Origin of the sequence: Bradyrhizobium sp. F1.13.3 (assembly GCF_040548265.1) — a bacterium.
GTDB lineage: Bacteria > Pseudomonadota > Alphaproteobacteria > Rhizobiales > Xanthobacteraceae > Bradyrhizobium.
Genome location: NZ_JBEPRI010000004.1, coordinates 408,843 through 432,618, shown reverse-complemented (window position 1 = coordinate 432,618; position 23,776 = coordinate 408,843). Strand labels below are relative to the sequence as shown.

Here is a 23,776-nt window from a genome sequence, read left to right as displayed (position 1 = left end):
TAAAGCGAAGGTTACGCGTCACCACATGTTGAGCACGAGGCGCGCCTCGTCGCTCATGCGCTCCGGCGTCCAGGCCGGTTCCCAGACCACCTTGACGTCGACTACGCCGACGCCGGGGACGCTGGCGACCGCGTTCTCGACCATCGTCGGCAGCTCGCCGGCGGCCGGGCAGTTCGGCGTCGTCAGAGTCATTTGCACGTCGACGGAACGATCGTCCTTGATCTCGACCTTGTAGATCAGGCCGAGCTCGTAGATATCAGCCGGGATTTCCGGGTCGAACACGGTCTTGAGCCCTGCGATGATCTCGGTGGTGAGACGCTCGGTCTCCTCCGGCGGCAGCGCCGACTGGGTTTCCATCGGATTGGCTTTGATTTCGGCCGTGTCACTCATGCGAACAAATCCCGCGCCTTCAGAAGCGCCTGTGCCAGATGATCGACTTCTTCCCGCGTATTATACATGCCGAACGACGCCCGGCATGTGGCTGTGACGTTGAACCGCTCTAAAAGCGGCATCACGCAATGGGTGCCGGCGCGCACCGCGATGCCCTGGCGGTCGATCACGGTGGCGACGTCATGGGCGTGCGCGCCCTTGAGCTCGAAGGAGATCACCGGGCCCTTGCCCCGCGCCGTGCCGATCAGCCGCAGCGAGTTGATCTCGCGCAGCTTGTCCTGCGCATAGGTGACGAGATCGTGCTCGTGCGCGGCGATACGCTCCTTGCCGATCGAATTGACGTAGTCGATGGCGGCGCCAAGCCCGACCGCCTCGACGATCGCCGGCGTCCCGGCCTCGAATTTGTGCGGGGGATCGCCATAGGTGACGATGTCGCGCGAGACCTCGCGGATCATCTCGCCGCCGCCGTTAAACGGGCGCATCGCGACGAGGTGGTCGTACTTCGCCCAGAGCACGCCGATGCCGGTCGGACCGTAGACCTTGTGGCCGGTGAAAACGTAGAAGTCGCAGCCGAGGTCCTGGACGTCGACGGGCAGATGCACGGCGCCCTGGCTGCCGTCGACCAGCACGGGGATGCCGCGGGCGTGGGCGATCTTCACGATGTCCTTGACCGGAACGATGGTGCCGAGCGCGTTCGACATCTGCGTGATCGCGACAAGCTTGGTCTTCGAGGTCAGCAGCTTCTCGAATTCGTCGATAAGGAAATTGCCCTCGTCGTCGACCGGCGCCCATTTGATCACGGCACCATGGCGTTCCCGGAGGAAATGCCAGGGCACGATGTTGGAGTGGTGCTCCATGATCGAGATGACGATCTCGTCGCCTTCTTTGATGTTCGGTTCAGCCCAGGACGAGGCGACGAGGTTGATCGCCTCGGTCGCGTTGCGAGTGAAGATCACTTCCTCGGTCCGCGGCGCGTTGATGAACTGCGCCACCTTGGTGCGGCCGCCCTCATAGGCCTCGGTCGCGGCGTTGGCGAGATAATGCAGGCCGCGATGTACGTTGGCGTATTCGGAGGTGTAGGCCTGCGTCATGCGATCGAGCACGGCACTCGGCTTCTGCGCAGAAGCCGCGTTATCGAGATAGACCAGCGGCTTGCCGTAGATCTGCATGGCCAGCGCCGGGAAATCCTCGCGCACGCGCGCAACGTCATAGGCGCCGTTCTTGACTGCCGGATGCGTGCTCATTGGCGCCGCTCCAGCCAGCGCTCGGCAATGCCGATCACGTGCTCGCGCAGATCATCATCGGCGATCTGCTCGATCGCCTCGCCCACGAAAGCCTGGATCAGCAGCGCCTGGGCCTGCTTCTCCGGCAGGCCGCGCGCTTTCAGATAGAACAGCAGGCTGTCATCGAGCGCGCCGGCGGTCGCGCCGTGACCGCAGGAGACGTCGTCAGCAAAGATCTCGAGCTCGGGCTTGTTGTCGGCTTCCGCCTCGTCCGACAGCAGCAGCGCGCGGATCATCATCTTGCCGTCGGTCTTCTGCGCATCTGGACGAACGATGATGCGGCCCTGGAACACCGAGTGCGCACGATCGTCGATCACGGCCCGGAAGACTTCGCGGCTCACACAATTCGGCACGGCATGGTCGACCACCAGCGTGGTGTCGCCATGTTCGGTCTTCTGCAACAGGTTCACGCCGTTGACCGAGAGTTCACTGCCCTCGCCTGCGAGCGTGATGAAGCCCTGGAGGCGGCTGACCGCAGCACCGGTGGTCATGTTGAAGAAATTGAGCTTTGTATTCGCGCCGACGGTGACGAATTGCGAGGTGATGTTCACCGCATCCGGCGAATCGTCCATCAGGCGGATATGCGCGACGTCGGCGTTGTCGCCGACCGAGAGGATGACGGCATCGTTGACCTGGTAGGCCTTGGCGCCGGCCGCGACAAAGCTCTCGATGATGGTGGCACGAGCGCCCTTCCCGACCGCGACCTGCGAGCGGGTGAAAGTCGACGCGGAAGGCGCGGTCGCAATGTGGATGATCTGGATCGGCGCGGACAGCTGCGCGCCGTCGGCGATATCAAGCACAACACCGTCGGTCGCCATTGCCGCGTTCAGCGAGATCACAGCATCGGTAGCTGCGGTCTTCAGCAGCCCGGAATCCTTCTCCAGCGTCTCCCGCAATGTCTTAAAGCCCGCCTCGGAGGCCAGCGCCTTGATGTCCGAGAGATCGGGAGCGAACACGCCGTCGACCAGCACCAGCTTGCGGGCGCCCGCGATCGCGTGCGCTTTCACCGCGTCCGCGGCGCGCTTCAACCCAGCCGCATCGGGCGCCGCCGCCAGCGGCAGCACCTCGCCGACCAGCGCGCGCAGATCGGTGTACTTCCATTCCTCGATCCGGCGGTGCGGCAGGCCGAGACGCTCATAGGTCTCGAACGCCTCGCGGCGCGCCGCGATCACGGAAGGCGAACCCGGCAGGCGGCCTTCGGCGCTGGCGAAGAGATCGCTCACCGCGCGGCCGTTTCCGGTCTTTGCCACAGCAACGTTCATCTCAAACAATCCTTACGCGGCGTCCTCGAACTGGGCGTAGCCCGACGCTTCCAGCTCCAGCGCCAGTTCCTTGCCGCCGCTCTTCACGACACGGCCCTTCGACATCACGTGCACGATGTCGGGCACGATGTAGTTGAGCAGCCGCTGATAGTGGGTGATCACGACCATCGCGCGCTTGGGCGAATGCAGCGCGTTGACGCCGTCGGCTGCGATGCGCAGCGCGTCGATGTCGAGGCCGGAATCCATCTCGTCGAGGATGCACAGGCTCGGCTCGAACAGCGCCATCTGCAGCACCTCGTTGCGCTTCTTCTCGCCGCCGGAAAAGCCGACATTGACGCCACGCTTGAGCATGTCCTGCGGGATATTCAGCGACTTCGAGACTTCACGAACCTTCTTCAGGAAGTCGGGCGTCGAATACTCGCTCTCACCGCGCGCCTTGCGCTGCGCGTTCAGCGCGGTGCGCAGGAAATTCATGGTGGCGACGCCGGGAATCTCGACCGGATACTGGAACGCCAGGAACACGCCCTTGGCGGCGCGCTCGTTCGGGGCCATCTCGAGCAGGTCTTCGCCCTTGAACAGAATCTGGCCGTCGGTAACCTCGTAGCCCGGCTTGCCGGCAATGACGTGGGACAGGGTCGACTTGCCGGAGCCGTTCGGCCCCATGATCGCGTGGATCTCGCCCTCGTTCACGGTCAGTGTCAGCCCGTGGAGGATCTCACGTTCCTCGACACGAACCTTGAGGTCTTTCACTTCGAGCAAAGCCATCTTGGTGTCCAGTTTATTCAAATGATGCATGGGGCGCGCGATGCGCGCCGCGAGGATCGGCGCTAGCCGACCGATCCTTCGAGCGAGATCGAGATCAGCTTCTGCGCTTCCACCGCGAACTCCATCGGCAGTTGCTGAAGCACGTCCTTGACGAAGCCGTTGACGACGAGGCCAACCGCCTCCTCCTGCGTGAGGCCGCGCTGGATGCAGTAGAACAGCACGTCCTCGGAGATCTTCGACGTGGTGGCCTCGTGCTCGAACGTCGCCGACGAGTTCTTGGCTTCGATGTACGGCACGGTGTGCGCGCCGCATTTGTCGCCGATCAACAGCGAATCGCAGGCGGTGAAGTTGCGCGCGCCGGTCGCCTTGCGATGCGCCGTGACGAGCCCGCGATAGGTGTTCTGCGACCTGCCGGCGGCGATGCCCTTGGAGATGATGCGGCTCGACGTGTTCTTGCCGAGATGGATCATCTTGGTGCCGCTGTCGACCTGCTGATAGCCGTTCGAGATCGCGATCGAATAAAACTCGCCACGCGAATTGTCGCCCCGCAGAATGCAGCTGGGATACTTCCAGGTGATCGCCGAACCGGTCTCGACCTGGGTCCAGGAGATCTTGGAATTGTTGCCGCGGCAATCGCCACGCTTGGTGACGAAATTGTAGATGCCGCCCTTGCCTTCCGAATTGCCCGGGTACCAGTTCTGCACCGTCGAATATTTGATCTCGGCGTCGTCGTGCGTGACAAGCTCGACCACGGCCGCGTGCAGCTGGTTCTCGTCGCGCTGCGGCGCGGTGCAGCCCTCGAGATAGGAGACGTAGGAGCCCTTGTCGGCGATGATCAGCGTGCGCTCGAACTGGCCGGTGTTGCGCTCGTTGATGCGGAAGTAGGTGGACAGTTCCATCGGGCAGCGCACGCCCGGCGGCACGTAGACGAACGAGCCGTCCGAAAAGACCGCCGAGTTCAGCGTCGCATAGAAATTGTCCGACGTCGGCACCACCGAGCCCAGATATTTCTGAACCAGCTCGGGATGCTCGCGGATCGCTTCCGAGATCGGCATGAAGATCACGCCAGCCTTCTTCAGCTCGGCCTTGAAGGTGGTCGCAACCGAGACCGAATCGAACACCGCATCGACCGCGATCTTGCGCCTGTTAGGGTCTTCCTCGCCGGGCTTCGGCTCGACGCCTTCGAGCATCGCGACTTCCCGCAAGGGGATGCCGAGCTTCTCGTAGGTCTTGAGGATCTCGGGATCGATCTCGTCGAGCGAGGTAATCGTCTTCTTCGGCTTTGGCGCCGAATAGTAATAGAGGTCCTGGAAGTCGATCTTGGGATAATCGACGCGCGCCCAAGTCGGCTCGGTCATGGTCAGCCAGCGCCGATAGGCTTCGAGCCGCCACTGGAGCATCCAGGCGGGTTCGTTCTTCTTCTCGGAGATGAACTTGACGGTCTCTTCCGACAGCCCCTTGGGGGCCTTGTCGGACTCGATCAGGGTCTCAAACCCATAACGATACTGATCGACGTCGATGCGCTTCACGCGCTCGACCGTCTCTTGCACGGCTGGCATTCTATCCTCCGCTCGCGGTTTCAAGGACCGCGGTGGATCATCAAACTCGGACGACTATTACGATGTTTCTTGGCGGGACGCACGCGCTTAGAACCGTTCAAGCCGTGTTTCATCGCTTATCCCTTAAGTAGGGTATTACCGAGCTTTCGCCAAGCCTCTAACGCCCTGTTGATGTCATCCGGCTCCGTGGACCAGCCCAGACTGAGACGCACCGCTCCCTGGGCGACGGTGGGATCATACCCCATTGCCGACAACACGTGGGACGGCTGGACTTTGCCCGAGGAACAGGCAGAGCCCGAGGACACTGCGACACCTTCGAGGTCGAAACCGATCACGGCGGTCTCGGCCTTCAAGCCAGGGGCCGTGAAAAGAACGGTATTAGGCAACCGCTCAACGTTGTCTGAGAAGACCGTTGCGCCGGCCATGGAGCGAATGCCGTTTTCCAAGCGATCTCTTAGACTTGCCATCCTCTCCGTATCCTCCGGCAAAGCCTGAAGCGCGACCCGCACCGCAGCCCCGAAGCCGGCGATGCCGGCGACATTCTCGGTTCCCGCGCGCCGGTTCATCTCCTGCCCGCCACCCCGCAGCAACGGCTCAAGTCCGGCCACGCCCTCGCCCACAACCAGCGCGCCGATCCCCTTGGGGCCGCCGATCTTGTGCGCAGAAAAGGTCGCAAGGTCTGCGCCGATAGCTTTGATATCGAAAGGGATTTTTCCAAGCGCCTGGATTGCATCGACGTGCAGGAGGCCGCCAGCCCCGTGAACGATTCCCGCGGCCTCGGCGATAGGCTGCTGCGCGCCCGTCTCGTTGTTGGCGGCCATGACGGAGACCAGCGCCGGCGGGCCATCGCCAAGCAGCGCCTTCAAATGGTCGAGGTCGATCACGCCGGATCGCGTGACCCGGATCTGACGGATCTTATCGCCCGGGAACCGGCCGCCTGCCAGCACCGAAGCATGCTCGACGGCCGAGACCAGAAGCCGCTCGACAGGCCCGCCCGACGGGCCCCGAAGGCCCGGCGACAGCGCCAGCGCGTTGGCCTCTGTTCCCGCCGAGGTGAACACGACATTCCGCGGCAGCGCCCCTACGGCTTCGGCAAGCGTGGACCGGGCCCCCTCGACGAGCCGCCGTGCCTCCCGCCCCTCGGCATGAACCGAGGACGGATTGCCGATCAGCTCGTAGGCTGCGAGCATTGCGCTTCGCGCCTCGGGGCGAAGCGGCGTCGTCGCGTTCCAGTCGAGATAAACACGGCTCGGCATGACGTATTATATTACCATTGAGTCAGGCTGCTTCGCCCGCTGGTACCCGACATGGGCCCGCAGGGAGCACTTGGCAATCTCGATTCCCAATCGCCATCGCGCGATGACGGCCATGACAGGCTAACGTCTTGAGCCGATTGCGGGATGTTCAAGATGCTTGCTTTTTGACCCTCGCCTCATGTTAGAACGCGCGCGTCAGTTCGCCGCGCGCCGCTCGCGCATCATCCGAGGGCGCCGCTCCACCCTTCCATTCGCGGCTTGATCGGCCCAGCAGCCGATGAAATCCGCACAATCGGTTGATTGTTGAAGAGCGTCTTCAAGGGATCAATCAAGAGATCATCATGCCTGAAGTTATTTTCACCGGCCCCGCCGGCCGTCTCGAAGGCCGCTACCACCCGGCCAAGCAGAAGAACGCGCCGATCGCGATGGTTCTCCATCCGCATCCGCAGTTCCACGGCACGATGAATCATCAGATCATCTACCAGTGCTACTATGCGTTCGCGCATCGCGGTTTCTCGGTGCTGCGATTCAATTTCCGCGGCGTCGGCCGCAGCCAGGGTTCGTTCGACCACGGCACCGGCGAATTGTCGGACGCGGCCGCGGCACTCGACTGGGCGCAGACCATCAATCCCGAAGCGCGCGCCTGCTGGGTTGCCGGCTTCTCCTTCGGCGCCTGGATCGGCATGCAGTTGCTGATGCGCCGCCCCGAAGTCGAGGGCTTCATCTCGATCGCGCCACCCGCCAACCTCTACGACTTCTCGTTCCTCGCGCCCTGCCCGTCCTCGGGCCTGATCGTGCATGGCGAGAAGGACGCGGTGGTGCCGCCCAAGGACGTCAACACACTGGTCGAGAAGCTGAAGACCCAGAAGGGCATCGTGATCGACCAGCAGGTCATCCCCGGCGCGAACCATTTCTTCGACGCCAAGCTCGAGCCGCTGATGGAAACCATCACCGCCTATCTCGACATGCGCCTCGCCAACGTGCGCTAAGGGGCGGCACCGCTCAAGCCAGCTTGAGCGCGACGATTCCCATCAAGACGAGCGCGATGCCCGCAAGTTTCATCGCGCTCAGGGCCTCGCCGAACAGCGCGACGCCCATGACGAAGGTGCCGGCGGCGCCGATGCCGGTCCAGACCGAATAGGCGACGCCGACCTCGAGCACCTTCAAGGCGCGCCCGAGCAGGACAACGAAGGCTACGAGCAGCACGAGCGAAACGACGCTCCAGCCAGAGCGCGTGTAGCCCTCCGCATATTTCATCGAGATCGCCCAGCCGACGTCGAGGAGGCCGGCGATCACCAGCATCAGCCAGGCCATGGATTGCGACATCGGCGTGGGCTCAGGCCGCAAGCTTGAGCAGATGTGCGTCGTGGCGCACGAGGAAGGCGCGCAGCAATTGCGAATAGTCCGCGCCCACGGCAGTGCGGACGCTCGGACGCTTCGCCAGCTCGGCGCGCCACGCCCGGACCTTCGGCACATCGCGGAAAATGCCGTGCTCAGTCAGCTCGTCGAACAGATCGAAATAGCGGAAGACGGGAGCGAACACGGCGTCGACCAGACTGAACGCTTCGCCAGCAAAATAAGGACCGGCACCGAGCGCCGCTTCGACCCGCGCAAATTTCGCCACGAGCGCCTGGCGCTTGCTCTCGAACGTCGCCGGATCGGTCGTGGTCTCCAGGCCCCAGAGGTCGCCGAGCACTGCTGAACCGAACTCCATCCAAGCCCGGTGCTCGGCACGCTTCAAGGCATCCGCCGGATGCAGCCTCACCCCGCCTTGCGTCTCCTCGATGTATTCGCAGATCACGTTGCTCTCGAACAAAGCGACCTCGCCCTTCTCGCTCGTCACGACCAGCACCGGCACCTTGCCAAGCGGTGACAGTTTGAGAAACCAGTCGGGCTTGTTGGCGAGATCGATGTCGACCCGCTCGAACGGAACGCCCTTCTCCTTGAGCGCGATCACTGCGCGCTGCACGTATGGACAAAGCTTGTGGCTGATCAGTTTGAGGGAAGCGGTCATGGCAACGATCCCGGCGGTTGGATGCAACTGCATCCAACATAAATGCATTTGCATACACTCGTCAAGTTCAATGCATTTGCATGGATCGGCGCCGATCTATTAAGGCCTCAAGGCCGCGCGATCACCCCGCCCGTCATCGGCATCGGCACGCCCGTGGTAGTGGGATACGACAGCGGCAGTCCCTTCAGGCCGCGCGCGGCGAGGAAGCCGAAGGCCTGCGCCTCGATGGCGTCGGAGGCCCAGCCGACTGTCTCGGCGGCCTCGACCGTGGCGGACCCGACGCGCTCCCGCAGCATCTGGAGCATGGTCCGGTTGCGCGCGCCGCCGCCGCAGACGATCCAGCTCCGCGGCCTGCGAGGCAGCAGCGGGATGATGCGGGCGATCGCCGCCGCGGTGAAGGCGGTGAGAGTCGCGGCGCCGTCGGCCGGCTGCACCTCGCCGAGCTTCAGGGCGGCAAAATCGTTGCGATCGAGCGATTTCGGCGGCGGGCTTGCGAAGAACGGCAGCTCCAGCGCTCGCGCGATCCAGGCTTCGTCCGCCTTGCCAAGGGCTGCGAACTTTCCGTCCGCGTCGAACGCCTGATTCATGGTGCGGTACATGAAATCGTCGAGCAGCGCGTTGCCGGGCCCGGTATCGCAGGCAATCAGCGTGTCGTTGCCGTCGATATAGGTGATGTTGGAGACGCCGCCGATATTGACGACAACGATCGGCCCTTCGCGCTCCAGCGAATGGACGAGCGCCCGGTGGTAAACCGGCACGAATGGCGCGCCCTGCCCGCCGGCCTCGACGTCGGCGGCGCGGAAATCATGCATCACGGGGATATGGATTGCCCTGGCCAGCGCCGGCGCATCGCCGATCTGCACCGTCAGCCGCTTCTCGGGGCGATGCAGCACGGTTTGGCCGTGGAAGCCGACGATGTCGATGTCTTCCGGTTTCATCCGGTTCTGGGCAACGAAAGCGGCCACCGCCTCGGCATGCGCGAGCGTCACCGCGCGTTCGGCCTCGGCCAGAACTCCCGGCCGGGCATCGCGTTGCGACAGCTGCACGGCCTCGCTCAGCGCCTGGCGCAGCAGGTTGCGCTCCGCCGGGCTATAGGGCCGATAGCCGGACGGCCCGAACGCCTTCACCTGCTTTCCGTCGGTTTCGATCAGCGCGACATCCACCCCGTCCAGCGAGGTGCCGCTCATCAAGCCGAGTGCCGTCAACATCATGGATCAGCGTCCTCAAGAGCCCCCTCCGGCATGCCGATCTTGTGCCAGAGGGACACATCTTATAATGCCACAGGCCAAAGTGGCGGGCGGCAACCGAGTTCCCACGGAAGACCCTTAAATTGCTCCCAAAACAGTAAACCAAGAATTGTCAGGCGCGCCGACAAATGACTGCATTCAAATCGGATTTCCTCAATACGCTGCAGGAACGTGGATTCGTCCATCAGTGCTCCGATTTCGAGGGGCTGGACGCACTCGCCGCCAAGGGCGAGGTGACCGGCTATGTCGGTTACGATTGCACCGCTCGCTCGCTGCACATCGGCAATTACCTGACCATGATGATGCTGCACTGGCTGCAGGAGTCCGGCAACAAGCCGATCACCCTGATGGGCGGCGGCACCACCATGGTCGGCGATCCCTCCGGCAAGGACGAGACGCGCGCAATCCGCTCCGTCGCCGAGATCGAGGCCAACAAGGAATCGATCCGAGGCGTGTTCGCAAAAGTGCTGCGCTATGGCGACGGCAAGAGTGACGCCATCATGCTCGACAATGCCGAGTGGCTGACAAAGCTCAACTACATCGAAATGCTGCGCGACGTCGGCCGGCACTTCTCGGTCAACCGCATGCTGACCATGGACTCCGTGCGGCTCCGCCTCGAGCGCGAGCAGGAGATGAGCTTCATCGAGTTCAACTACATGATCTGCCAGGCCTATGACTATGTCGAACTCGCCAGGCGGACCGGCTGCAACTTGCAAATGGGCGGCTCCGATCAGTGGGGCAACATCATCATGGGCGTCGATCTCGGCCGCCGCATGGGCACCCATCAACTGTATGCGCTGACGACGCCGCTGCTGACGACGGCGTCGGGCGCCAAGATGGGCAAGACCGCGCAAGGCGCGGTCTGGCTCAACGCCGACCAGTTCTCGCCGTATGATTTCTGGCAGTACTGGCGCAACACCGAAGACGCCGACGTCGGCAAATTCCTGAAGCTGTTCACGACGCTGCCGATGAGCGAGATCAGGAAGCTCGAGGCGCTCGGAGGCTCCGAGATCAACGAGGCCAAGAAGGTGCTCGCCACCGAGGCGACTGCGCTCTTGCATGGTCGCGACGCAGCGAACGAGGCGGCCGAGACCGCGCGCCGCACCTTCGAGGAAGGCGCGTTGGCCGAGAGCCTGCCGACCGTGGAAATTCCGCGCGGCGAGTTCGACGCCGGCCTCGGCGTGCTCAATGCCTTCGTTAAAGCGGGCCTCGTTGCCTCCAACGGCGAAGCACGGCGCCAGATCAAGGGCGGCGGCCTGCGCGTCAACGACGAGCCGGTCACCGACGAGAAGATGGCGTTGTCGGCGGCCGACCTGACGCCGGAAGGCGTCGTCAAGCTGTCGTTCGGCAAGAAGAAGCACATCCTGCTCAGGCCTGCATAGGCGTATGAGCTTTTCGCTGCTTGTCAGGGCGCGCCGAAGCGCGCTCCCTGATCGGCAATGGACCAGAACACGCTCGGGGAACAGTCCAAGCAAGCGACCAGGGAACGCGTCACGGCGACGCCGCAGGGTGTCGTGCGCACCGCGCTCGTGGTGCTCGCGCTCTGTTTCACACTCGCCGTGCTCGGCCGCGGCCTCAGCGAAAGCTTCACCGTCTTCCTGAAGCCGATCTCGGAAAACTTTGGCTGGGATCGCGCCCAGGTGGTCTCGATCTATTCGCTGACCTGGCTCGTTAGCGGACTGATGGCGCCGCTGGTCGGACGCCTGTTCGATCATTCCGGCCCACGCATCGTCTATGCCCTCGGCCTCTTGCTGCTCGGCTCGGCCTTCCTGATCGCAAGCCACGCGCAGTCACTCTGGCAGTTCCAGCTCTCGATCGGACTCTGCGTCGGCATCGGCGTCGCCTTCATCGGCAATGTGCCGAACTCGATCCTGCTGGGCCGCTGGTTCGGCCCGAAGCTGCCGACCGCGATGGCGGTGGTCTACTCGGCCATGGGTGGCGGCGTGCTGGCGCTGCTGCCGGCCTCGCAGCTTTTGATCGATCATCTCGGCTGGCGCGAGACCTACCAGCTGTTCGGCTTCGCTGCGCTCGGCCTCCTGGTGCCGCTCATGCTGCTGCCATGGCGGCTGTTCGCCTCGGGGTCGCCGCGTATCGCCAAGAAGACCGATCCGCATTTCGTCGATCACGGCTGGACCCTTCCGAGCGCGATGCGCCATCACGCCTTTTGGGCGCTGTTCTCGACATTCTTCTTCACCGCCGTCGGCATGTATGCGATCGCCGCACAGATCGTGGCCTATCTGATCGATGCCGGCTTTCCACCGCTGCAGGCCGCCACCGCCTGGGGCTTCTCCGGCGTCGTGCTGGTGTTCGGCATGCTAGGGGTATCAGCGCTCGACGGCCTGATCGGACGCCGGCCATCCGTGCTGCTCAGCTACGCGATCTCGATTCTCGGCATCTTCCTGCTGTGGCTGTTGCAGTACGATCCGAACATCCTCCTGCTCACCGGATTCGTGGTCTGCTTCGGCAGCATGATGGGCTCACGTGGACCGCTGATCACGGCGACCGCAATGAAGATCTTCGGGGGCAAGCGCGTCGGCACCATCTACGGCACCATCTCGATCGGCAGCGGGCTCGGCTCGGCGTTCGGCTCCTGGAGCGGCGGCCTGATCCATGACGCGACGCATGGCTACAACGCGCTGCTCGCCTTCGCGCTTGGGAGCGTGGTGCTCGGGATGATCCCGTTCCTGGTCGTGCCCGCCTTGCGGCGATAGGTCTCCCGCAGGTAACTTGGGCGCATTCGCGTCACCGGGAAATTACGGATGGGCGCGGCGCGAATAGATGCAAAAAATGCGGATCGCACGCGGCTGAAAGTCTCGGCTGCGGTGTTTTGTCCGACATGACAAAAATGTCAGCTCAAATTGAGCTGGGGTGGCTTGCGGCTCGGAACCGAATACGGTCCAAGTCGCGCATTGGATGGAGGGCACAAACCAATGAACTTTCCCTATCTCGTTCGCTTTCAACCCGTTCTCTTGAGCCTGTTTCGCTTTATGACTGGACTCCTGTTGCTCCAGTACGGCATCGCCAAGCTGTTCAAGTTTCCGGTGCTTCCCTACTTCGCAAACATCCCGCCGATCATCTACGCAGCCGGTACGCTTGAGCTCGTGCTTGGCGCGCTGCTGATGATCGGCCTGTTCACCCGCCTCGCGGCGTTCATCCTCTCGGGTGAGATGGCCTTCGCCTATTTCATGGGCCACATGTTCAAGGGCGAGACGCCGGTGTTCCTGCCGCTGCTCAATGGTGGCACCGCGGCGATCCTGTTCTGCTTCGCCTGCCTCTATCTCTCGGCAGCCGGCGGCGGCTCGGTCAGCGCCGATGCGGCGATGGGCAAGGACTAGCGGCACAACCGGCGGCGCGCTCGCGCGGCGCTGAGGCGTCAGCAATTGATTCGTGAATAAAGGGATGGCACCAGTATATTTACGGGTGCCATCTCAGCGCGAGCCCAGCACGTTCCAGACCAGGACGAGGACCGCGACGAGCAGCATCGACATGATGAGGCGATGAACGAATCGGTTCATGTCCGCTCCCACCGCATTCGATCGCGACTAAAGACCCACACAATTTTCTCCGACTTGACGCGCCATGCGCCCACGCGACGCATTTCCGCATGGATATCTGCGCATGCAGCTCGCGGACGCCGCTGCGCGGCAGCCCGTCGCACGCGTCCATTCATGATTGGTAAGAATTTCATGCTACCGACGCGAGCAACAATAACCATTCCGTCGAGGCCGTGATGAAGCTGCTGAGTCATCTCAAGATCCGCACCAAGCTCGCCAGCATGGTCTGTCTTTCGGCGCTCACGGTCACGGCCATCATCGGGGTGTCGTCCGTGCTCAGCAAGAGCCGCATGCTGGAGGACCGCGTCCAGCAGATGCGGACCGCGGTCGATATGCTCCACAACTTCGCCCAATCACTTGAAGAGGAGGTCGGCGCCGGCAAGCTGACGCAGGCCGAGGCGAAGGTCCAGTTCCATCTGCGCGGCCGCCGCATGAGCTTCAATGGCGGGCAAGGCTATCCGGTGGTCTATAACGCCGATACGTCTCTCATCGTCAACGGCGCCAACCAGCAGCTCGAAGGCAAGATTACCGGCGCGAAGGACTCCAATGGCGTCCTGATCGCCGACGCTATTATAAAGGCCGGCGCTGAGACCGCACAGGGCGGCGTAACCTCCTATCTCTATCCCCGCCCCGGCCAGACGGAGCCCGTCCGCAAGACCGTGTTCGCGCGCAAATTCGCGCCCTGGAACGCGACGATCAGCTACGGCCTCTATGTCGACGACATCGACGCCGACGTGCGAGCCTTGACGCTGGAATTGGGTGCGATCGGCATCGGCCTGATGCTGCTGATGGCGACACTGTCCTGGCTGATTGCCCGCGACGTGCTCGGTGCGCTCGACCGCCAGAAGAACCGCATGCAGGCCATTTCCGAAGGCGCCATCGACGCGGCGGTCGAGGAGACCGGTCGCGGCGACGAGATCGGTCGCATGGCCGAGACCCTCGAAGTGCTCAGGCAGACCGCGCTGACGGCGCGCAAGCTGGAGGCCGAGCAAGTCGCCACCAAAACCCGCAGCGAACAGGAGAAGCGCGACGCGCTGATCTCGCTCGCCGATCGGTTCGATGCCTCTGTCGGCCAGCTCGTCGGCCTGATGGCCTCGGGCTCCGGGGAGCTGGAGGTCACCGCCAAGTCGATGTCGTCGACCGCGGAAGGCACCAACCGCCGCGCCGCCGTCGTCGGCTCGGCTGCCACCGAAGCCAGCCAGCGCGTCCAGACGGTCGCCGCCGCCGCCGAGGAGCTCTCCTCCTCCATCACCGAGATCAGCCGTCAAGTCGCGCAGTCCGCCGTGGTCACCGGCCGCGCCGTGGACAGCGCACGCCGCACCGACACCATCGTGCGCGCGCTCTCCGATGGCGCCCAGCAGATCGAGCATGTCGCCGAGCTGATCTCCAGCATCGCGGCGCAGACCAATCTGCTCGCGCTCAACGCCACCATCGAGGCCGCACGCGCCGGCGAAGCCGGCCGCGGCTTCGCCGTTGTCGCCTCCGAGGTGAAGTCGCTGGCGAGCCAGACCGCGGAAGCCACCCGCGAGATCGGCGAAAAGATCGCCCAGATCCAGGGCGCGACCAAGGAAGCGGTGGACGCCATCGGCGGCATCACCGCCACCATCGAGGAGGTCAGCCGGATCGCCACCTCGATCGGCGCTGCGATCGAGGAGCAAGGCGCCGCCACCGCCGAGATCGCCCGCAGTGTCTCGCAGACAGCGGAGGCGACCCAGGAAGTCACCACCAATATCGGTGGCGTCAGCACGGCAGCGAACGAGACCGGCAATGCCGCGGGCATGGTGCTCGCCGCGGCCTCGAACCTCTCCAAGCAGGCCGAGCAGCTCTCCGGCGAAGTCGGGACCTTCCTGGCCGGCGTGCGCGCGGCGTAAACGGCCGGCATCAAACCCAGCACGTCGTCATGGCCGGGCTTGTCCCGGCCATCCACGTTCTGCGCGCTTATGGAAGGAGCTCGCGGCCTCGCCGCTATCGCCGCGCCAGGGTGCAGCCGCTCGATAGCTGGCGCGTCGATCCGCTCGAGCCATCGTTCGATTGCGACGGGAATTCCTCGAACGGCGAGTTCTGTTTGCCGGTGTTGAATTCGAAGATCTTGCGGAATAGACCGGGCGCCATCGCCGAAATCGGATTGACGCGCATCACGGGCGCGGCCGGCGTGCCGACGACCTCGTAGGTCACGCCGATCAATCCTTCATTGTTGCCGCCACCGAGGAAGATACCGAACAGCGGAATCTGGCCGAAGATGTTGTTGACGCCATACATCGGCACGAAGGTGCCGCTCATGCAGACCTGATTGCCGGGAAAGTCGATTGACCCCTCGATGGTGGCGCCGATCATCGGCCCCTTGACCACGCCGTCGCGGATCGTGAGCGCGCCGTTCTGCCGCGTGAACTCCGCACGCAACGCCGTGAAGGCCACGCCGCTCTGCGCACCGTTGGGAGCGCCCGCCGCGACGCGATCGAGTTGATCCATTCCCTTGACCGAGAAGTCGCGCACATTGATCAGGCCTTCCCGTGTCGTAGGCTCTGACGTCGGCGGCTCCATGGCCACCACCATCTGGCCGCCGTAGACCTTGTTGGTGGTGTCTGTGAAGCGCAGGAAGTTGCCGGCATCGCTGGTCTGGAGATAGATCACCTCGCGGTTGCCCTGGGCGCGGCCACCGCGCAGGTCGGCTGCCACGGGCGTGTCTTTTCCGATCCTGCCGCTCAGCGTGAAGGCTTTAACCGCACCGTTGCGCCGCGACATCTTGGCCTCGACGCTGCGCATCGCCTCGCCGTTGAAACCCATGACGGCGCCGAGCTTCACGTCCATGTCGAAATCGACGTTCTTCGTCTTGCTCTTGGCATCGTCCTTGGAATTGCCTGAGATCGCCGATTTCAGGAAGCCGCGGCCGTCGAATACGTCGCCGCGCATCGTGCCCTTGACCACGCCCTCCTGGCTACGCTCCACCTTCAGCGACGCCTTGTCGCCGTCGGACGGCGCGTAGGTCGGGAAGTTCGCGTTCATGAGATCGCCGTTGGCATCGACCTCGAGCGACCCCTTGATCGAGGCGCCGCCGCCTTCGATCACGATCTCCTCCAGACGCGTCGATTGCGCCGTCGGCACCACCTTGAAGCTGGCCTTGCCCGCTCTGCCCGGCAGCTTGACCCAGCCGGGCAGGATGTTGTCGAGCTTGACGGAGGTCAGGTCGGCCTCGATGCCGAGCTTCGTCGTCTGGTCGGGCCCCCCGGCGATCTTGCCCGACAGCTTGATCGGCACCGATCCGCTGACGGCGGGACCCAAGTCAAATCCGAGGCGCGCGCGGCTCGCATCGTCGAGCGTGGTCTGCAATTTGACGTCCGCGTCGCCCTCGGCCGGTTTGCGGTAGTCGAGCGAGGCCGCCTGCCCGTTGATCTTGACGTCGCCCTTGACCTGGTAGCCCTGGTTGCTCGCGACGATCTTGAGGTTGTTGGCCTCCAGCTTCTGGTTCATAACGAGCTTGTCGGCACCAAAACCGTTGAGATCGGCGGTAACGCTGTAGGTGGTGTCGGCTTTGGTCAGCTCGCCCTTGACCGGCAACCCAAGCTGGACGTTCGCCGAGAACGTCCCCTTGCTCGTATTGGGATCGATGACGGTCGACGACAGATCGCTCAGGCGATCGTTGGAAAGCATTTCGGCGGCCGCAGGCACCGGGCCTTCGACACGGAACCTGGTCCGCGACGGCGAAGGCTTGGGCGCCATATCGGGCACCTCGAAGACAAAGTCGGAAATCGTGACCTTGCGGCCTGCTGGCGTATCGGCAATGCCCTGCCCGATATTCACCGTCGCGGTGCGACCGGTCACGCGTGCCTTCAAATCGGCATCGTGCACCACCGGCAAGCCATCCACAGGGCGAACCGTGACACCGCTCGCTACGATATTGACCGACAGGCCGTCGTCGGGAATGGGCGGGCCCTTGCGCGGAAGATTCTTCGTCGGTGAATTAACGCCGATCTCGATGCGCTGGAGCGTTCCACGCTCGATCCGCTCGATCACCCATTCGCGCAACTCGGGAACGACAAGCGTCGGCCACATCCGCTTGAGCGCGGAGGCCGACATCGGCGTACCCGCAAAACCCAGTGTCAGCCGCGGCTCGCCCGAATAGTCGATGGCACCGGTGCCGGCGACGCCGATCTCCCCGTTGGAGATATCAGCCTGCGTCAACAGCAGCCTCTTGTGGTCGGTGTCGAAACGGAAGCCGATCGCAATACGGTTGAAGACCAGCGGCGGCTCGTTGTCGATGCCGCCGAGCAGGATCGAACCGCCGCTGAAACCCAGCTGCCAGTCATTGACGGTACCGTTGGGCGGCTCGACATGAGCCAGAAGCGTCAGACGGTTCGCGCCCGAGAGGACCTTGAAGGGAGCGACCAGCACCCGCCGATTGGCGTCCCACTCGACATTGATCTCAGCCGAGTCGATCGCCATCGGATAGTCGGGCGTATCGGTGTCGATGATGTTGCCCGCGCCGACCGCGATCTTGCCGCGAAAGAAGGTCGGCACGCCGTCGCGGCCGAGCTCGCCCTTGAGCTCGCCGGTCAGCGGCAGGTCGGCGGTGTAGGTGAGGTCCTTCACCCGCAGCGCCAGCAGGATGTTGGCGGTCGAGACCTTGTCGGCGCGGATATCGACCGAGCGCACGCCGTTCTCGGCGGGGCCGATCGTGGCACGCAACGACCACGGACGCGCGCCCTCCTCGCCGAGGCTGAGCGCGACGCCGCCACGGCTCGGTCGGCGCAGGCTGAGCGTGATGTTCTCAAACGTCCATTTGCTGCCGCGCTGCTGATCGTCGACGATCAGATTGCCGTTCTTCAGGCCGATCTCGTTGAGGTTCTGGCCGTCGAGGCCGGTCATGCTCAGACTGTCGAGCCAGTCGAGGCCCTGAAGAATGCCAGTCGGGGCCGCGGCCTGGGGCGCGACTTGCGATGCGTCGGGGGTCGCAGGCTCGGTGGCGAACGGCGGCGGTGGCACACCGTTGCGCGGGAAAGTCGGCGGCAGCCCCGCGTCCTTCTTGGAGGCGACGCCGGTTGCGAGCGGCTTTGCGGTGTCGCCAGCCGACACCGTGACGGTGCCGTCAGGCGCGATCCGGATCGCGAGCTCGGCATCGACGAGGTTGAGGCTTTCTGCGCGCAGATGCCCCATCAGCAGGCCCGCACCCGACAGCTTCACCTCGGCCTTCGGTGCGGTGGCGACAATGACGTGATCGTGGTCGCGCACGACGATATCGCGGATGCGCACGGCAATGCGGATCCGCCCGGCCCGTTCGATCTGCGTGCCGCCGACCTCCACGGTGTTGCCGTGACCGATATTGTCCTCGATCGCGGCGGCGAGCCACGGCGTCGCAATGTCGAGATTGATGGGACCGGCGCCGAGCCGCCACCACAGCGCGCCGAAACAGCCGACGAAGATGACGATCAGGGCACCGACGACCACGGCCACGCGCTTCAGCCAGCGACCGCCGCCCAGCCAGCGGCGCAGCGGCCCAAACCCGTCAGCGAAGCGATGGAAGCCCGAATTGGAACGCGACAACAGCCGGCGCGCCCGATAGCCCGCCGCCGCTTCCTGATCCGGATCCCAATCGGCGTCGTCCCATTGCTGCGACTCTGTTTGGCTGCCGCGCCGATCCAAATCCCGATTGTAATCCTGGGGCGACGTATTCCTTGCCATTGCCTCTCGATACAGGCGCCCGTCGTGGGATTGAGCGCCGCCGGGGCCGCAGCCGTCGACGGGAAGCGAAGCTTCCCGCGCCGGCATTGCCGCCATACCTCGAATATTCCTTCTGTTCGTCATGTCGCCCCGGGAGCGCGTTCAACGAGCAGTGGGGTGGTGCGTGGAATTCCTTGTAACCAGACTCCGGCGTCGTCAGACTCGCCCTGCCGAGGGCACGATTCCGGCATAGCGGAAAAGGGCTGCAATACCGCTTTGGTTGACCCGCCGAAAGCGACGAAAGGAAGGCGTATGTCCAAGAAATCCCAAAAGAAATCGTCCAAAACGCCCTCCGGCAGTCCGACGGCTAAAAAGACGCCCGTGAAAGCGCGGGCTGCGACTCAAACCAAGTCCGCGAAAACACAGCGGACGCCGGCGAGCAAATCAACTGGGACCATAGCAAAGACAGCATCGCATAAGGCCGCATCGAAACGGTTAAATTTTTCCAAATCGGCACCCGCGTCCGAAAAGGCGACGAAGGCCGGCTTGGCCGAGGGTCAGGATGCTCCCGCCTTCCGCCTGCCCCGCGACGGTGGCGGTGTCGTCGCGCTGTCGGATTATACCGGCCAGAAGCTGGTCCTGTTCTTCTATCCTCGCGCCGATACGCCGGGCTGCACCAGGGAAGCCATCGATTTCACCCGGCTGACCGGCGCCTTCGCCAAGGCTGGCACCGCCGTGCTCGGTATTTCCGCCGATCCGGTCAAGACTCAGGACAAATTCCGCGACAAGCACGGTCTCGGCGTCCCCCTCATCTCGGACGAGACGCACGCGATGCTGGAGGCCTACGGCGCCTGGGGCGAAAAGTCCATGTATGGCAAGAGCTTCCTGGGAGTTCTTCGTACCACGATGCTGCTTGGCGCCGACGGCAGGATCGCCCGGATCTGGCGCAATGTCCGCGTCGATGGCCACGCCGACGAGGTCTTGGAAGCGGCAAGAACCCTTTAACCAATCATTTAAATTCAAGCGGTTCCGTTTCCGGAAAATTAACCATGACTGGCCCAGATTGCCGCGGCAATTAGGCCGTACGGACTCATCCGACCGGCGCGGGAGTGCCGATGTCGAAAAGTTCTGCCCAGCTCTCGCAGTACCCCCAACATCACCCCCACGACCACGGACGAGCCTTTCATCGCCGTGCTGCCGCGGTGGCAACCGCGCTTCCCCTTCCGGACACCGACGACGCCTACACCATCGTGCATCACGGCAAGCAGGTTCGCCTGGGGCCCGTGGTGTTCTGGATCGTGGTCGGCACCGTGGTGTTGCTCGGGCTCTGGTCGGCCGCGACCGCGACCTATTTCGCCTTCCGCGACGACGTCCTCACCCGGCTGATCGCCCGGCAGGCCGAGATGCAATACGCCTATGAGGACCGCATCGCCGAGCTGCGCGCCAAGGTCGACCGCACCACCAGCCGGCAGCTGCTCGACCAGGAGCAGTTCGACCAGAAGCTCGACCAGATCATGAAGCGCCAGACGGCGCTGGAGTCCCGTGCCACGGCGCTCGGGTCCATGCCGGACGTGACCGGATCGATTCCCCGTTCCAACCCACAGCGTGGCGATGCCAGCCAGGCGACGCAGGGCACGCCAAAGCCCTCGCCGATCAGCGACACCGTGATCTTCGTGGCGCCGCCGGATCGCGAAGCGCGGCTCGAGTCGCGCGCGCCGACGCTCGCAGCTCCGCCCGTCAATCAATTCGCCAAGAATCAAGGGTTCGACAACGTCGTGGTTCGGCTCACGACCTCGCTGGACCAGGTCGAGCGTCGCCAGATGGCGGCGCTCAACGCCGTCGAGGAAGGCATGGATTCACGCATGCGCCGTATGCGCGGCGTCGTCAGCGATCTCGGCCTGAACCTCGCAAATCTCGAAGCCGCCGTGCCGCGCACGGCAATGGGTGGGCCTTTCGTACCCGTGAAGCTCACCGCCAGTTCGGGGCCGTTCGAGAAGCAGCTCCATCGCATCAACAGCACCCGCGCCGAGATGGACCGGCTCAATCGCACCCTCGCACTCGTGCCCTATCGCAAGCCCGTCATCGGCGAGGTCGAGTTCACCTCCGGCTTCGGCGTGCGCAGCGATCCATTCCTCGGCCGGCCCGCGATGCACACCGGGCTCGACTTCCGCGCCGCGAGCGGCGATCCCGTTCGTGTCACCGCCAACGGCAAGGTCGTCTCGGCCGGCTGGTCAGGCGGCTACGGCCGCATGATCGAGGTCGATCACGGCAATGGTCTTGCGACCCGTTATGGCCATCTCTCCGAGATCAACGTCAGGGTGGGCGAGATCGTGAAGATCGGCCAGGTGGTTGGTCTCGTCGGCTCGACCGGCCGATCCACCGGCCCGCATTTGCACTATGAAACCCGCATCGACGGCGAAGCGGTCGATCCGCAGAAATTCCTGCGCGCCGGCGTGCGCCTCAGCGCGGGCTAGGCCTGCGCTTCTCGCATTCTATTGGCCGCGCTCGTGGCCGACCTCACCGGTGATGACGTCGCCGAACAGCTCCCAGGCCTGCCCGTTGAAGCGCATCAGCTGCATCTGCTCGATCGGGAAATAATCGTCGGGCGACGTATTGACCATGATGCCCGGCAGCATCAGGTCGGTGTGGAAATCCTTTAGGTTCGTGGCCTGCTTCATCACGTTGTCACGTGTGAGGTTGTCGCCGCACTGCTTCAGCACCTGCGCCATCGCCTCTGCCTGAACGTAGCCGTAGATATTGTTGGAATTGGCCTTGTCGCCGTCAGGGTAATATTTGTCCATGAACTCGCGCCATTTGATCACCGCAGGATCCTTGTCCCAGTTCGGATCGGTCGGGTCCTTCAGATAGACGGTCGAGATGATGTCCTTGGAATAGTCGAGCCCGGCTGGCTTGAGCACCGAGGCGACCGAGGTCGCAGTGTTGGCCAGAAAGAATTTTGGCTTCCAGCCGAGCTCGCCGACCTTCCGGATCGCCTGCGCCGATCCCTTGGGCGCGGCCCATGAGAAGAAGATGTCGGCGCCGGAATCGTGAAGCGCGACGATCTGCGAGTCGATCGAGGGATCGCTGACCTCATAGGATTTATCGGCGATGATCATATTGGCCTTGTCGCCGAGGCCGTCCTTCAGGCCCTTGAACTGGTCCTTGCCGGCGTCGTCGTTCTGCCAGAACACCGCGATCTTGCTGTTCGGAAACTTGTCACGGATATATTTTGCGTAGATCCGCCCCTCGCTCTGGTAGTTCGGCTGAAATCCCATGGTCCACGGGAAATTCTTGGGATCGCCGAACTTGGTGCCGCCGGAGGCGACGAAGAGCTGCGGCACCTTCTTGGAATTCATGTATTTCATGATCGCTGAGTTCGAAGGCGTGCCGAGCGGCTGGAAGATCAGCAACACCTCGTCGCTCTCGACCAGCTTGCGCGCCTGCTCGATCGCCTTCGGCGGCGAATAAGCGTCGTCATAGCTGATGAAATTGATCTTGCGCCCGTTGATGCCGCCCTGATCGTTGATCATCTTGAAGAACGCGGCCTCAGTCTTGCCGATCACGCCATAGGACGATGCCGGCCCGCTATAGGGCATGATGTTGCCGAGCTTGATTTCGGTGTCGGTGGCGCCGGGATCGTATTTTTTCTGCGCCAGGGCCGGTGTCGTGACGAGCACGCCGGCAGCAAGAATGGCGAGGGCAGCAAGGCTTTCGCGACGACCCGGCATCGTTCTCTCCCCTGTGTTTTGTAGTCTTGTTTTGCCGAGAGTGTCGCAAGGCCGCCTGCGGCTGGCAAGCGCCACGATTTTCCGTGAGGTGAAACGGCCGCTCCAGAACTATGTGCCGCGCCGCAGCAGGTTCAGAACGCGCCCATCGATCACCAGCAATGCACTGCCGATCACGATCGCGCCCGCGATCTCACGCATCGAGATCGGCTCGCCCAGCACCAGCCATCCCAGAAGGATGGCGGTGACGGGAATGAGCAGCGTCACCAGCATCACATTGGTCGCGCCCGACCGCCGCAGTATCTGGAAGAAGACGATATAGGCGAGCGCCGTCGACAGGCCGGCAAGGCCAAGCACCGCGAGCCATGTCGTCACGCCCGGCATCGGGAGACGCCACGGCTGCTCCATCGCGCCGACAACGATCGCCATCATCCCCGTGGAAGCCATCAGTTGAAATGCTGCCGTCCCCAGCGGGGCGGCATCCTTCAACAACCGCCGCGCGGCCAACGCCGCAAAGCCATAGCTGAAGGCGCCGCCGAGGCAGAGCAGGATGCCGAGCCCCTGCCCTGCTCGTGTCTCGACACCCCATCCACGCAGGATGATCACGCCGGCGAGACCCAGTGCCACGCCGCCGACGCGGCGCAGCTGCAAGGCCTCTTCGCCTGCCGCCGCCATCACGATCACCGTGAACAGCGGCGTGGTGGCATTCAGGATCGACGCCAACCCGCTTGGAATGAAAGTCTGACCGATCACGATCAGCGAGAACGGGATCACGTTGTTAAGGAGTCCAATCGCAAAGAACGGTTTCCAGCCCCTCACGCCCTTTGGAAATCGGATGGCCTGGATACGGAGCAGCGGCAGCAGAATGGCCGCGCCAAGCGCGACACGCAAAAGCACCAACGTCAGCGGCGGCAATTCCCGCAGCGCCGCGCCGTTGAAAAAGAACGAGCCGCCCCAGAGCACCGAGAGCACAGCGAGCAGCGACCAGTCTCGCGCGTCGATCCGGTTGTCATTCGGGGGCATGGCGTCTCGTGTCGGTAGGCGAGACAGCCGCCCTAGGACAACG

Annotated in this window: 19 protein-coding genes; 7 read left to right on the top strand and 12 right to left on the bottom strand. The window is 63.7% G+C overall.

What is annotated here, in order from left to right:
• Positions 1–18: 18 nt before the first annotated feature.
• From ABIB66_RS14420 to ABIB66_RS14395, 6 genes are all read right to left on the bottom strand, one after another.
• Positions 19–390: an SUF system Fe-S cluster assembly protein gene (locus ABIB66_RS14420; RefSeq protein WP_007591551.1), complete on the bottom strand. Its 372-nt coding sequence runs from the start codon at positions 388–390 to the stop codon at positions 19–21.
• On the bottom strand, positions 387–1,634 hold the full coding sequence (locus ABIB66_RS14415; RefSeq protein ID WP_354203693.1) for a cysteine desulfurase: 1,248 nt from the start codon (positions 1,632–1,634) through the stop codon (positions 387–389). The genes ABIB66_RS14420 and ABIB66_RS14415 overlap by 4 nt, the downstream gene beginning before the upstream one ends.
• A complete protein-coding gene (sufD, locus tag ABIB66_RS14410) occupies positions 1,631–2,935 on the bottom strand; it encodes a Fe-S cluster assembly protein SufD (RefSeq protein ID WP_354203695.1) in 1,305 nt (434 codons plus the stop codon). Before sufD ends, ABIB66_RS14415 begins: the two co-directional genes overlap by 4 nt.
• 12 nt (positions 2,936–2,947) lie before the next feature.
• The gene (sufC, locus tag ABIB66_RS14405; RefSeq protein ID WP_354054809.1) at positions 2,948–3,700 is read right to left on the bottom strand and encodes a Fe-S cluster assembly ATPase SufC; all 753 of its coding nucleotides are present in this window, start codon (positions 3,698–3,700) and stop codon (positions 2,948–2,950) included.
• A 62-nt stretch (positions 3,701–3,762) separates the two neighbouring features.
• The gene (sufB, locus tag ABIB66_RS14400; RefSeq protein WP_007609805.1) at positions 3,763–5,259 is read right to left on the bottom strand and encodes a Fe-S cluster assembly protein SufB; all 1,497 of its coding nucleotides are present in this window, start codon (positions 5,257–5,259) and stop codon (positions 3,763–3,765) included.
• A 116-nt stretch (positions 5,260–5,375) separates the two neighbouring features.
• A complete protein-coding gene (locus ABIB66_RS14395) occupies positions 5,376–6,515 on the bottom strand; it encodes a cysteine desulfurase family protein (RefSeq protein WP_354203698.1) in 1,140 nt (379 codons plus the stop codon).
• A gap of 341 nt (positions 6,516–6,856) precedes the next feature.
• Between ABIB66_RS14395 and ABIB66_RS14390 the strand changes: the two genes are divergently transcribed.
• Positions 6,857–7,504, top strand: coding sequence for an alpha/beta hydrolase (locus tag ABIB66_RS14390; RefSeq protein ID WP_007591562.1), 648 nt, complete (start codon positions 6,857–6,859; stop codon positions 7,502–7,504).
• A 13-nt stretch (positions 7,505–7,517) separates the two neighbouring features.
• Here ABIB66_RS14390 and ABIB66_RS14385 read toward each other — a convergent pair whose 3' ends face one another.
• From ABIB66_RS14385 to ABIB66_RS14375, 3 genes are all read right to left on the bottom strand, one after another.
• Complete coding sequence (locus tag ABIB66_RS14385; RefSeq protein WP_354254959.1) at positions 7,518–7,841, bottom strand: DMT family transporter; 324 nt, start codon at positions 7,839–7,841, stop codon at positions 7,518–7,520.
• Between the two features lie 10 nt (positions 7,842–7,851).
• Positions 7,852–8,529, bottom strand: coding sequence for a glutathione S-transferase family protein (locus ABIB66_RS14380; RefSeq protein WP_275171925.1), 678 nt, complete (start codon positions 8,527–8,529; stop codon positions 7,852–7,854).
• Positions 8,530–8,636: 107 nt separating this feature from the next.
• Positions 8,637–9,740 (bottom strand): anhydro-N-acetylmuramic acid kinase, encoded by a 1,104-nt coding sequence (locus ABIB66_RS14375; protein WP_275171924.1) that lies wholly within the window; start codon positions 9,738–9,740, stop codon positions 8,637–8,639.
• Positions 9,741–9,904: 164 nt separating this feature from the next.
• Between ABIB66_RS14375 and tyrS the strand changes: the two genes are divergently transcribed.
• The 4 genes from tyrS (at position 9,905) to ABIB66_RS14355 (ending at position 15,201) form a co-directional block, all read left to right on the top strand.
• Entirely contained in the window at positions 9,905–11,158 is a 1,254-nt protein-coding gene (gene tyrS, locus ABIB66_RS14370; protein WP_354203704.1) for a tyrosine--tRNA ligase, read from the top strand.
• A 57-nt stretch (positions 11,159–11,215) separates the two neighbouring features.
• Complete coding sequence (locus ABIB66_RS14365) at positions 11,216–12,487, top strand: MFS transporter (RefSeq protein ID WP_354203706.1); 1,272 nt, start codon at positions 11,216–11,218, stop codon at positions 12,485–12,487.
• A gap of 219 nt (positions 12,488–12,706) precedes the next feature.
• Complete coding sequence (locus ABIB66_RS14360) at positions 12,707–13,111, top strand: DoxX family protein (protein WP_275171921.1); 405 nt, start codon at positions 12,707–12,709, stop codon at positions 13,109–13,111.
• 395 nt (positions 13,112–13,506) lie between these two features.
• Positions 13,507–15,201, top strand: coding sequence for a methyl-accepting chemotaxis protein (locus ABIB66_RS14355; protein WP_354203709.1), 1,695 nt, complete (start codon positions 13,507–13,509; stop codon positions 15,199–15,201).
• A gap of 94 nt (positions 15,202–15,295) precedes the next feature.
• Here the strand turns inward: ABIB66_RS14355 and ABIB66_RS14350 are convergent, their stop codons facing one another.
• A complete protein-coding gene (locus ABIB66_RS14350) occupies positions 15,296–19,093 on the bottom strand; it encodes a YhdP family protein (protein WP_354254978.1) in 3,798 nt (1,265 codons plus the stop codon).
• A 204-nt stretch (positions 19,094–19,297) separates the two neighbouring features.
• Between ABIB66_RS14350 and ABIB66_RS14345 the strand changes: the two genes are divergently transcribed.
• Both ABIB66_RS14345 and ABIB66_RS14340 read left to right on the top strand, forming a co-directional pair.
• The gene (locus ABIB66_RS14345) at positions 19,298–19,990 is read left to right on the top strand and encodes a peroxiredoxin (protein ID WP_354204541.1); all 693 of its coding nucleotides are present in this window, start codon (positions 19,298–19,300) and stop codon (positions 19,988–19,990) included.
• 110 nt (positions 19,991–20,100) lie between these two features.
• Positions 20,101–21,459, top strand: coding sequence for a M23 family metallopeptidase (locus ABIB66_RS14340; protein WP_275171919.1), 1,359 nt, complete (start codon positions 20,101–20,103; stop codon positions 21,457–21,459).
• Positions 21,460–21,477: 18 nt separating this feature from the next.
• On the opposite strand, the gene ABIB66_RS14335 is transcribed toward ABIB66_RS14340, so the two are convergent.
• Together ABIB66_RS14335 and ABIB66_RS14330 are read right to left on the bottom strand one after the other, a co-directional pair.
• Positions 21,478–22,713 (bottom strand): ABC transporter substrate-binding protein, encoded by a 1,236-nt coding sequence (locus ABIB66_RS14335; RefSeq protein WP_354203712.1) that lies wholly within the window; start codon positions 22,711–22,713, stop codon positions 21,478–21,480.
• Positions 22,714–22,821: 108 nt separating this feature from the next.
• Positions 22,822–23,733, bottom strand: coding sequence for a DMT family transporter (locus ABIB66_RS14330; RefSeq protein ID WP_354203714.1), 912 nt, complete (start codon positions 23,731–23,733; stop codon positions 22,822–22,824).
• Between the last annotated feature and the right edge of the window lie 43 nt (positions 23,734–23,776).